This window comes from Vibrio sp. 99-8-1, assembly GCF_013114595.1.
In the GTDB taxonomy this organism is placed as follows: domain Bacteria; phylum Pseudomonadota; class Gammaproteobacteria; order Enterobacterales; family Vibrionaceae; genus Vibrio.
Map to the genome: position 1 here is coordinate 1 of NZ_VTXE01000060.1, position 12253 is coordinate 12253.

At 41.7% G+C, this 12253-nt stretch carries 8 protein-coding genes and 1 pseudogene; 6 read left to right on the forward strand and 3 right to left on the reverse strand.

Translation table 11 applies throughout. The features are described 5' to 3' along the window. Positions 1-146: 146 nt before the first annotated feature. The 3 genes from ptsP to dhaK are packed head-to-tail and all read right to left on the reverse strand — an operon-like array spanning position 147 to position 4282. Complete coding sequence (gene ptsP / locus F0227_RS21340) at positions 147-2567, reverse strand: phosphoenolpyruvate--protein phosphotransferase (protein WP_171755274.1); 2421 nt, start codon at positions 2565-2567, stop codon at positions 147-149. Position 2568: 1 nt separating this feature from the next. Beyond that, on the reverse strand, positions 2569-3207 hold the full coding sequence (gene dhaL / locus F0227_RS21345; protein ID WP_171755275.1) for a dihydroxyacetone kinase subunit DhaL: 639 nt from the start codon (positions 3205-3207) through the stop codon (positions 2569-2571). 10 nt (positions 3208-3217) lie between these two features. Then, on the reverse strand, positions 3218-4282 hold the full coding sequence (dhaK, locus tag F0227_RS21350) for a dihydroxyacetone kinase subunit DhaK (RefSeq protein WP_171755276.1): 1065 nt from the start codon (positions 4280-4282) through the stop codon (positions 3218-3220). Between the two features lie 399 nt (positions 4283-4681). Between dhaK and F0227_RS21355 the strand changes: the two genes are divergently transcribed. The 6 genes and pseudogenes from F0227_RS21355 to F0227_RS21380 all read left to right on the forward strand — a co-directional run. After that, positions 4682-5764 (forward strand): glycerol dehydrogenase, encoded by a 1083-nt coding sequence (locus tag F0227_RS21355; RefSeq protein ID WP_171755277.1) that lies wholly within the window; start codon positions 4682-4684, stop codon positions 5762-5764. 419 nt (positions 5765-6183) lie between these two features. After that, a complete protein-coding gene (locus F0227_RS21360) occupies positions 6184-6555 on the forward strand; it encodes a diacylglycerol kinase (RefSeq protein ID WP_171755281.1) in 372 nt (123 codons plus the stop codon). Further along, entirely contained in the window at positions 6552-8186 is a 1635-nt protein-coding gene (locus F0227_RS21365; protein ID WP_171755278.1) for a phosphoethanolamine--lipid A transferase, read from the forward strand. The genes F0227_RS21360 and F0227_RS21365 overlap by 4 nt, the downstream gene beginning before the upstream one ends. A 136-nt stretch (positions 8187-8322) precedes the next feature. After that, a complete protein-coding gene (locus tag F0227_RS21370) occupies positions 8323-9222 on the forward strand; it encodes a helix-turn-helix domain-containing protein (protein WP_171755279.1) in 900 nt (299 codons plus the stop codon). A 238-nt stretch (positions 9223-9460) separates the two neighbouring features. After that, the gene (gene msrB / locus F0227_RS21375; RefSeq protein WP_171755280.1) at positions 9461-10603 is read left to right on the forward strand and encodes a peptide-methionine (R)-S-oxide reductase MsrB; all 1143 of its coding nucleotides are present in this window, start codon (positions 9461-9463) and stop codon (positions 10601-10603) included. A gap of 554 nt (positions 10604-11157) precedes the next feature. Continuing rightward, a pseudogene (locus tag F0227_RS21380) lies at positions 11158-12253 on the forward strand (Rid family hydrolase); the annotation flags it as partial.

A 12253-nucleotide genomic window follows, 5' to 3' on the forward strand; every position in this document is an offset into this window, starting at 1 on the left:
CACAAGGAGGTTTTAACAAATTGAAAGGGGTTTTATAACTGACTCATAGCTGTAAGCTTTACGGAACCCCCAGCCTAGCTGGGGGTTTTCTGCATACAAAAAAAGAGCTGGCTAATTGCCAGCTCTTTTCAACAGTAAAACCTATTTTAAATACTGATCATATCTAATTTGGTATCTAATGTGCGTACTTTTGCTTTAAGAGCAGGGATCATGCTAGCACTGGCACTCAACTTAACCAGCCCCATTTGTACTAATTGATCAGTCACTTGTTCATCACCAGCCATTTCACCACACATACTTATAGGTATGTTGGCTTTAATTGCTGCATCACAAGCGAATGCTATCGCTTTAATGACTGCCGGTTGATGATAATTAACCAACTCACTAAGAGCTGGATTTCCTCGATCCGCCGCCATTACGTATTGAGTAAGATCATTAGTACCAATTGAAAAGAAGTCTGCTTCTTTGGCTAAGTCACCTGCGCATAGCACCGCAGAAGGGACTTCGATCATGATTCCCAGTTTCATTGGATAACGTTCTGCTGGCAATTTAAGCTCAACACGACACTCCTCCACGAGTGACTTGACCTCTATCAACTCATCCACCGTAGCTATCATTGGTATCATTAATTGAATATTTGGGTACTCACTTGCTGCCCGAATAACGGCTTTTAACTGAGTTTTAAACAACGCTTCATCAGCAAGACATAAACGGACTCCCCTTAAACCGAGGAAAGGGTTTTCTTCTTGTTCAACAGGATAAGCAGGCATTGGCTTATCACCACCAACATCCAAGCTTCTTATCGTCAGAGGGCGTCCTTCAAGCGCTGAAGCAATGTCAGTATATGTTTGATATTGCTCTTGCTCAGTAGGAAGTACTTGGCAGTCCTGAAACAAGAATTCAGTTCGCAACAATCCAACACCTTCAGCACCGGACTTAATCGCTTGCGCCACATCCTCTAAGCCACCAATGTTCGCCAAAACATCAACCTTTAAACCACCTTTTGTCAACGCAGGTTGTTGAGCTAACTGTTTTTGCTTTTTGGATTGCTCAAGCCAACTGATTCGTTTCTCTTCCAGTTTACTTTTCGTATCGCTGTCCGGGCTCAACCATAACAGACCTCCAAAACCATCTAGCGTGACAATTTGATCATCTTTAATCTCTTCTAAACCTGCCACTTTTACTAATGCAGGTATACCCATTGCTCGAGCCAAGATAGCGCTATGCGATGTCTTTCCACCCCCACTTAAGCAGATCGCCAACACCTTTTCTGGATTTAGTTTTGCAGTATCAGAAGGAGACAGGTCATCCGCAATAAGAATTGAGGGTTTATCTAACTCAAATTCCGTAGCCGATTCACCACATAACGCAACCATTAGCTGACGACCTACATCCCATACGTCCGCTTGACGCTCTCTAAGATAAACACTCTCTGAGTTGGCATAGGTAGCGGCTAACTCTTTTATTGCGGTTAACCATGCTTGCTCTACAATCATCGATTGGTCGATATAAGCCTGAACCGATGTCTCTAATTCTGGATCAGTGAGCAACATTATATGTGCTTGAAAAATGCTTGAATGCTCGCCACCCACTTTTGCTTTCGCGTGCTGCTCTTGCTGTAATAATTGCTGTTTTACTTTATCAACAGCTGAAGAAAAACACGTCAGCTCATTCTCTACAGTTACAAATGGGCGTTCTGGAACATCAGGCATGGTATTGGTGTATCTCACTACTGGCCCCGTGACGATACCAGCACATACGGACAAGCCCGATAACGCACCTTCAATGCTTTGAATATTATTGTTTTCTTCCATCTCTGGCTGACAAGAAGCGCGAGTCGTAATGTCCTCATCAAAATGACGATTTGCTAATTGCATAAAAGCATTAATTGCTTTTTCAGCTTCTAATCCTTCGGCAAGTAATTTAATTGAGTCTCCTAACAACACACCCAAAGATGCAATGGCGTTTAGACTTTTTGCATTAACCTTTTTGTCAGCTTTTACTAGCCATATTGTGGCGTCATAGCCAGCCAGCTCAGACACCATCGCAGCAGAAGGACGCGCATGCAAACCGTGTGGGTTTTGTACTGTCCAGCTCTCACTTTCCACCATACATTCACTATCGATTGATGGTATGGTAATGGCTTCGGCGGGATCTTCTTCTCCTAAATGAGAGCGTTTCGCCATTAATGCACTGTTCGCTTCAGCTTTAACGACCTCAAGAGACTGGCCTGTCATCGCTGCAACTGATGCTGCCATAGTTCCTTCAACAATTGGCGCTGCACAAAGCGCGACTTTGCTAGAGATCTCTTCAGGTAATAACTCTAGTGCCATTTCTGTACTTAACAGAGCACTGCCCATATCCATCAGTACAAGTACACCAGAATCGTCAAACACCTGCTCAATCGCGTCCATGACTTTAACACCATCAGTACCGATTGGGTTATCAGGGTCATCTACTCCCCCCGCTACCGCAATCGCCGCTTTTCCCTGAGTCATTTGGGTCGCTAATTCAGCGACCCCTTCGGCAAGAAGTTGACTATGAGAAACAACAACTATACCAACCATGTTATTTTCCCCCTAGAACAACACTTTGAAGCTCTTTAAGCATCATCATGCTCGATGTCGCTCCTGGGTCTTGATGTCCTATGCTTCTTTCACCTAAATAACTTGCTCGTCCTTTTCTTGCCTGCATCGCAATAGTTGAATGAACACACTCTTCCGCAGTTTTGGCAGACAATTCAAGTAATGCATGCGTGTCTAGACCTGCCGCAACGCCCTTCTCACAAGCATCAACAACAGGAATCCAAACATCACACATCGTTTTGTCACCTAGCTCCGCCTTGCCCCTAGCGACAACACCTTCCATCGCTGCACGGAACATAGCAGCAACATCTTCACTGCTTAGTGAATCTTTTGCATCTACTACGCCTGCTGCTCGAATAAAAAACGTACCATATAGTGGTCCGCTAGCCCCTCCAACACTTGACATTAAAGTCATACCTGTTGTTTTCAAAATTGTACCAATACTCTGTTTTTCCATCGTTGGTACTTTTTCCGCTACACGGGTAAAGCCGCGGTTCATATTTAACCCATGATCTGCGTCACCAATATCCGCATCCAATTGAGTCAGGTAATCCTGTTCACGAGCAAAAGTTTCGGCGCAATTGGCTAGCCAAACTAGAATGTGCTTTTTTTCAATGGTCATAATTTACTCCTTAACATCCCCAACGTAATGATGGTGTATTCACGGGAGCGTCCCACAGCTCCAACATTTCACTGTCTGCTTGAACAAGTGTAATTGAAAAACCTTCCATATTAAGTGATGTGCAGTAATCGCCAACCAGACTTCTCGCAACTTTATAACCTGCATTTTCACAACATTGGTGTACTTTTCGATAAGCACCATACAGTTCAGAGCTAGGTGTTCCACCTAATCCATTAACCATTACAATTAACTCACTACCAATTTCAAACTCCTCAGTAGTCACTTCTTGACTCTTCCAAACACCTTGTTCACGATCCCACTGATTCAAAGTACGAGTGTATGGAGGACAATCAATAAGCTCTGCAAACATTTGACTAACTAAAGTATCAACGTCAGTGTATTCTCTTCGTTCTATGCCTGGTTCGCCATGAATACCTACACCAAATTCCACTTCATTATCTTCTAATACAAAAGAGGGCTTTCCAGCAGCAGGGACGACACATGCTGACAGAGCGACACCAAATGAACGAGCATTATTATTAATACGTGCTGCTAATGCTTCACATTCATCTAAGTTATGACCTTTTTCAATTGCAGCCCCAACCATCTTCTCAATAAGTACAGTTGCGCCAACACCACGACGGCCTGCTGTATACAAACTATCTTTTACAGCTACATCATCGTCAATAACAACAAAACCCACTTTTACCTCATCAGCGTGTAACAATTCGACCGCTGTTTCAAAGTTAAGCACATCACCGGTATAGTTTTTCACTAATAGCAATACACCGTTTCCACTATCAACTTGTTTACCACACTCATACATCTGATCGGGAGTGGGAGAGGTAAATACCTCACCAGGACAAGCTGCAGTTAACATACCTTTGCCAATAAACCCTGCATGCATTGGTTCATGTCCATTACCACCACCAGAGAGCAAAGCCACTTTTCCCTGATTATCATTGCGCCATACGTACCGAGGTTCAAAAGATACTTTTAACTCAGGGTGTGCGGCTATTAACCCCTGTAACTGCTCAGTTACCACATTCTCAACTTTATTGATTAGCTTCTTCATTGATATGCTCTCTACATTTAATGATTAAAATCTGTCGCAACGACAATCGTTACTTTTCAATTAGCTTCAGTATCTGTGTTTTTTATCACTTCGCAACGTTGCTAGTTTTCGTTTCAAATCGAAACAATTAGGTTTAAGAAACTTTTCAAGATGGAACAATCGCCATCACAAAAGCGCGTTATGTGAGAGCGATCAAAATAGCGCTCCGGCAAGCAGAGTTTTTCCAATAGTTTGTGCCTGTCTTCATGAATGTTTGCATTATTTCCAATCTCTTCGTTACCTTTTCACTATGTCGACTTATCTTTATTCGCACCTTACTTAGCTCACTAAAAAGTTAATTACTCATCTTTATGGGCTACCTCAATACGTTATACTTTTTTTGAAAGAGAGACTGTAGCAATGGATAAAATCATCATTTCCCCAAGTAAGTATGTTCAAGGCGCCAATGTTTTAGAAAGTATTGGTCAATACGTAAAACCATTAGGTCAGAAAGTGTTAGCAATTGCCGACGGATTTGTCACTGAATTAGTTGGTGTCACTGTTTCTAATAGCTGCGAAAAGGCTGATGTTGCGCTTCGAATGGCTGAATTTGTTGGCGAGTGTAGCCGCCCAGAAATTGAACGACTAATGACCATAGCAAAAGAGTATGGTGCAGATGCAATCATAGGCATTGGTGGAGGTAAAACGCTTGATACCGCTAAAGCTATTGCATTTTATAGTGACATTCCTGTTGTCGTGGTACCAACTATCGCTTCAACAGACGCACCAACCAGTGCCCTTTCTGTAATATATACCCCTGAAGGCGAGTTCAGTGAGTACCTGCTCTACCCATCTAACCCTAACATGGTCATCATGGATACACAGATCATTGCCGGCGCCCCAACAAGGCTTTTGGTTGCAGGTATGGGTGACGCTTTATCCACCTATTTTGAAGCACGCGCAAACGGTATTTCTGGCAAAGCGACAATGGCCGGTGGTGCACCAACGCGTTCAGCTCAAGCCCTAGCAAAACTATGTTATCAAACACTTATTGCTGACGGACTAAAAGCCAAAATTGCTTGTGAGCAAAACTTATCAAATATTGCGGTTGAAAATATTATTGAAGCCAACACCTACTTATCCGGTATTGGCTTTGAAAGCTCAGGTCTAGCTGCAGCACACGCCATTCATAATGGTCTTACCAAGTTAGAAGAGTGCCATCACTTATATCATGGTGAAAAAGTGGCTTTTGGTACGCTTTCTCAACTAGTGCTAGAGAATGCACCAATGGAAGAGATCAATGAAGTTCTTAACTTTTGCCGTTCAGTTGGCTTACCAACCAACCTATTCGACATGGGCGTAAAAGAGATTGACCGTGAGAAATTAATGGAAGTGGCCGTTGCGTCATGTGCGGATGGCGAAACAATTCACAACATGCCATTCGAAGTCACTCCTGAACTTGTCCTTGCCGCGATGCTAACTGCACACGAGTTAGGCCAGTAACAAGTTATCTATTGATTTAGAAACGTAATCACATTTCATGCGGTTACGTTTCTATTTTTCTTTAATAATCCAGCAGATAGTAAACATCTTCATTAAATTACTCCCTTAGTTCATTCGATCTAGTTCACAATTATCCAACTTATCATTACTCAATCTTCACCCCTTACCGTTAATCGATTGAACTCGGTTTTTACTCCATCTATTATTTGCTTTTTTGTCAATTGCACTCGGCTAAACTCGTGTAGCAATAGCCAGAGCAATGAGCCCAGCAATTAGAATTTCGCTGTGAATTACTTTATGATGAGCAGCAATCGACCTTGTAATATCACACACTTTTGTTCACACAACATTCACCTGTTATGTGCTATTAAAGTTCTCGTTAATATTTGAGTAAATGGTAAATTAATTTGTCTACAGAAATGAACCACGGTAAGCCGGGTTATACCGGAATAAAGCGCGTAATCAAAGCAACGGGCTATTCTATCCAAGGCTTAAAAGCCGCCATTAAATACGAAGCTGCGGTTCGCCAAGAATTGATGCTATTGATCATATTTACTCCTATTGCACTGATGCTCGATGTTACTGTTGTTGAGAAAATCCTGCTAATTGGCGTACTGGTTATTGTGCTTCTGTGTGAGTTACTTAATTCCGCAATTGAAGCCATTGTTGACCGGGTTGGTACTGAATACCACGAGCTCAGTGGTCGAGCCAAAGACATTGGTTCTGCATCAGTTTTTGTTGCGCTAACATTCGCCTCCTTTACTTGGATCGGGATACTGTTTTTCTCATGAGTAATATCTTCTCTAAAAAGAAGGCAAGGCTTTCTATAAGCTCGTCGGCATTTATTATTTTAATCTCTTTATATTTTGGCTTTGTGCTGAACTACCCAGTTGTAGATAAATTGATTACTCTCGCTGCAGAGACTGGAGATGGGTATTTTGCTTACTCAAGTCCATTACTCTTATCTGCTGCTTTTGCCATTATATTTTCATTGTTCACATGGCCATTTATAACAAAACCATTTTTTATCCTGTTGGTTTCCAGTTCAGCCATGACGAGCTTTGCCACGCTGCAGTATGGTGTGATTTTTGATTACTCCATGATAGAGAACATTTTTGAGACCAACACAGGGGAAGCTTTATCCTATGTAAATCTCTCCTCTATCGGTTTTAGTGTGGTATTTGGGGTTATACCTTCTATCTTAATTGCATTAGTAAGCTTTGATCGAAGTGCATCATTAAAAGTAAGAATAATTAAACGCGTAGCCGTCATCATAGGTGCGGTTGTTGTTATCTCCGCGATATATCTCTCTTCCTATAAAGAATATGCTTCAGTAGGCCGCAATAACTCATACTTAAACCAGCTTATTGTGCCTACTCATATTTTCAATTCTGTAAAATATGTTGATAGAACCTATTTCACCGAGCCTTTGGAATATAAGATTATTGGTGAAGATGCAACTGCAATGACGGCTGAGAACAATAAACCATTGCTTGTGGTTCTGATTGTTGGTGAAACCGCACGTTCTGCCAATATCAATTACAACGGTTATGAACGAAATACCAATCCCTACACTGAAAATCAGGGCATTATCTCGATTCAAGATGTTTCGTCATGTGGCACCGCAACCGCTCACTCCTTGCCTTGTATGTTCTCTAATTTAAACCGTAAAGGTTATAATAAGTTACGAGCAAACAGCCAAGATAATGCCTTAGACATTATTCAACGAGCGGGTGTTAAGGTGCTTTGGAAAGAGAACGATGGAGGTGACAAAGCCGTTGCCAAAAACATCAATAATCTATTGATTACTCCAAGTGAAAACCCTGAATATTGCGGCAGCATATACTGTTTTGATGAGGTGATGCTCAAGAACTTTGATCAAGAGATCAGCGAAAATCAAAACAGCAATCAATTGTTTGCCTTTCATATTATAGGCAGTCATGGACCAACGTACTGGAAACGCTATCCGAAAGAGAAAGAGCTGTTTACCCCATCATGTAACCAGAGTGATATTGAAAACTGTAGCGACGAAGAGATTGTTAATGTCTATGACAATACCATCGCATACACCGACTTTGTTATCTCAGAAACCATCAAAAAACTAGAGTCCTATAAAGAGGAGTATAACGTTGCTTTGATGTATATTTCTGACCATGGGGAATCTCTAGGCGAGAACGGCCTTTATCTGCATGGAACGCCTTACGCGCTGGCACCAGAAGAACAAACCAAAATCCCTTGGTTCTTATGGATGGATGCCTCTTTTGAGCAGGCGTATAACATTAACAGACAGTGTGTCGAAGAGAAAGCACAGAAAGGGGGCTTCTCTCATGACAACTTATTCCATACTCTGATCCACTTCTCGGCTGTTACTACCTCTGCAATTAACCCAGAGATGAGCATTATTGCCAGTTGCCGCGACTAAATTAACGGATCTTTACCATCAAAAATCCCAGAGCATTTTGTGTTCTGGGATTTTTTATCGGCACCCTAGTAAATAACTGTACATACAAACAGTAGTTAGTCATAATCCCATCTCATCACTGTAGGGAGAGTATGAGATGAAAACCGACTATCACCAAAAACTTAAACCTGTTATTCGCTACCTTGAACAAAACTATAACTCACCTTTTAACCTACACGATGTAGCAAAAATGGCTATGCTCTCCCCTTATCACTTTCATCGTGTTTTTAAAGCCGTTACCGGAGAAACTCTTAATGAGTACTTAAGACGGCTTAGATTGCAGCAAGCCGCTCAGGATCTCTTCTACAAAAAACCACCTATTACTGCCGTTGCTCTTGATTATGGGTTTTCCAGCTCACAAAATTTTTCTAAAGCTTTTCGTAAATACTTTGGCTTATCTCCAACCGATATTCGCAACTGTGAAAATTTGCAGCTATTTTCAGAGGTTTTGCAAAATAGCAATATTGGAAACCAACAGCGCAACACTGGAAACGACTCTGAAAACATCAATGAATATACTTCTCCTATACCAAAACAGAGGAGAATAACCATGGAAAGAAAACAATTTGAATCAGGAACCCTTGCTTTTGTTCGAGTAACAGGGCCTTACGGAGAAAACTACCCACCCGCGTTGGATAAGCTTTATCAGTGGGCAGCATCTCAAGATGTCGCGGATTCTACTTGTCTATTTATCTATCACGATAATCCAGAGATCACCCCTTCGGACAAGTGCCGTACCGATATCTGTTTGATGCTTTCTAAGCCGGTCACTGTTTCAGGAGAAGTGGAACTGCAAGAATTTGTCGGTGGTGAGTACGGCACGATGCGTAAAACCATTACCAACAAAGAACAATATGGTCCTGCGTGGAATGAGCACATCTCGCAAATTGTCGATCTCGGTTTGGAAATGGACGATAGACCATGCTTTGAGCTGTACCACAGCTATGACAAAGAAAAGGATATTTCCGATGTGAGTTTTTGTAGTGCTATAAAATAGAACGTATCTGGCATAACGTGCCCTGCATGGTTAAAACGACCATCAGGGCATGAAATATATCCTTTATTTTTCATATAGATAGTCACTTTCTGATTTTATTTTGTGATCCACCCGTAATTTTTTCTTCTTATCCCCTTTCTATATACTCAAGTGACTTCAAGGTGCCGGATTCAAAGCGACATCAACGAGGTCAGCTCAACAAAAATAAATCAAAGAGATAACTCGAAAAGGGATAATAATGACAAAACTATCTAAAATACTGATCTCTGTTGGTATCTCATTACCAATTGTATTGGCTCTATTTAGTCCTTCAGGCACCGCCAACGCCGTTGATAAAAAAGCAAACGTAAGCAATGTTGCTGTCGCGACTCTGGCTGGAGGCTGTTTCTGGTGTACAGAATCCGATCTAGAACAGCTTGATGGTGTGGTTGATGTTGTTTCAGGCTACTCTGGCGGTCATCTAGACAACCCACAATATAAACAGGTTTCTTCTGGCAAATCGGGACATATTGAAGTCATTCAAGTGAGCTATGATGCGGATACGTTAAGCTACGAACAAGTGTTAGATCACTTCTTTCGTCATATCGATCCTACCGATAGTAAAGGCTCTTTTGTCGACCGAGGTCCACAATACCGCCCTGCTATTTTCTTCCATAACCAAGAGCAACAACAAATCGCTGAACAGTTTATGCAAGAAATTGACCAGTCAGGCATTTTCTTAAAGCCGCTAGCAACAGAATTGATCGCTTTTGAAAAATTTTGGCCGGCAGAGGATTATCACCAAGACTACTATAAGAAAAGTAAAATTCGTTATAAGTACTATCGTAACGCGTCAGGACGAGACAGATACCTAGATAAAATTTTTGGTTCAGATCGCAAAGAGCAGCCAAAAACATTACGTCAGATAATTAATGAGAAAAATGGCCTTGCTAGTGTAAAACAATACAGCAAACCATCGGATAACGAACTTAAAGAGCAACTCACCAAGTTACAGTATTATGTCACTCAAAAAGAGGGGACAGAAAAACCCTTTAATAATGAGTACTGGGACAATAAACAACAAGGGATCTATGTCGATGTAGTGTCAGGCGAACCTCTATTCTCTTCGACTGACAAGTACAAATCTGGTACAGGCTGGCCAAGTTTTACTAAGCCACTAAACGATGCCTATATTGTAGAAGAAACAGATTTTAAACTGCTTTACCCTCGTACCGAAGTGCGAAGCCGTTTTGCTGACTCTCACTTAGGCCACGTGTTTAAAGATGGACCTGCACCAACAGGGTTAAGATACTGCATGAACTCAGCAGCAATGACATTCATCCCATTAGATAAGATGAAAGAGTTGGGTTACGAAGAGTACCTTCACCTTTTTGAAAGCTAAAAAGTGATAGCTGAAAAGTAATACACGACTCACCAGTTGCAAAAAGCCCCTTTCGGGGCTTTTTTATTATCTGTTTAATACTATTTTCTAGTACAAGAAGTAATTTCACCTATTACGCGGCAATTGTGTGATCACCTTCACTGCATAAACATGGTCATCCTATACTGTGTCAATGTGCTCAGAGGCTCACGTTGTAATGGTATTTAATTGCCATTCGTCATATATAAGCGTCAGATGCCTCTTGCCAGAGACGACCCAAGTTCCTCTCTGCAATCTAGAGTACATAACAGTGGTGGTTGCTACCCCTACCATGTAGCCACTAAAAACATCCGTTTTTTCTAATAGTTTAACCTATTGATATTAATCAATATTTAGACTTGGCCTCAGTGCGCCATATTGATTGTTATTAATAATGATAACTATTAGACAGTAAAACCCACAACACACTTCCAATCTGGATAACAAGCTATTGCGATCATTGCCCAACAGCAATAAGCAGAGAGCTATCTAGATCGGTTTAGAATCCTCTGTATAAATTAAAAGGAACCTATCCTATGAGCGGTATCATTAAACTTTCAAGAAACACTGAAAACGCACCAATGAGTGACCTATCCACACAGACTGTGGCTTTTTCTCACTACAATAACTTCTCTGCTCTAAAATCAATGTATTCCTTAAAGATATCGCTGACCTTGAAGCGGTTAATGAAGTCTACACAACTTTCTTCCAAGCATACTTACCTACACGTACTGCGGTTCAGGTAGCGGCTCTTCCTATGTCTGATGCATTGGTTCAAATGGATGCACTTATCTCTAACGGCGAAGGTACGGCACCACAAGAGCCATGCCCGCTAGTTAAAGTAGCGAAAAGCAGCGACAAAGCACCAAAATGTGCCATGTCTACTCACACGGTTGCTTTCTCTCACTACAACAACCTATCTGCTCAACTTCCTATCGACCCTAAAACTGGTGAAATGGTATCTGGCGGTGTTAAAGAGCAAGCGGCTCAATGTCTTAGCAACGTAAAAGGCATTTTAGAAAGCATCGATGTACCATTTGATGACATCGTGAAAGTAACGGTTTACCTGAAAGAGTTGTCTGACCTAGACGCAGTAAACGAAGTGTACAGCACGTTCTTCCCTGACTCAGCGATTGCTAGAACAGTTGCTTACGTTCCGGCTCGTACTATTGTTTCTGCGGCAGCACTGCCAATGGACGCACGCGTACAGATGGACGTTGTTGTTTCTCACGGTGACGGCACACCACCGCAAGAGATAGAAGACAGACACGGTATTGTTATCAAAGCGAACAACACAGACAACGCACCAAGAAATGCGCTGCACACACAAACTGTTGCCTTCTCTCACTACAACCACATTGCAGCTCAATTGCCAGTAGACGCAAAAACAGACAGCATGGTTGCAGGTGGCGTGAAAGAGCAAGCCGCACAATGTCTAAACAATATCAAAGCTATCGTAGAGAGCATTAACCATGTAATGGACGATATTGTTAAAGTGAACATCCAACTTAAAGATGTTGCAGACCTTGATGCAGTAAACGAAGTGTACACAACCTTCTTCAAAGGTGACCTTCCAGCAAGAACCGTTGTCGGTGTTTCTGAAGTATCTATGGGTGCGCTAGTACAAATTGA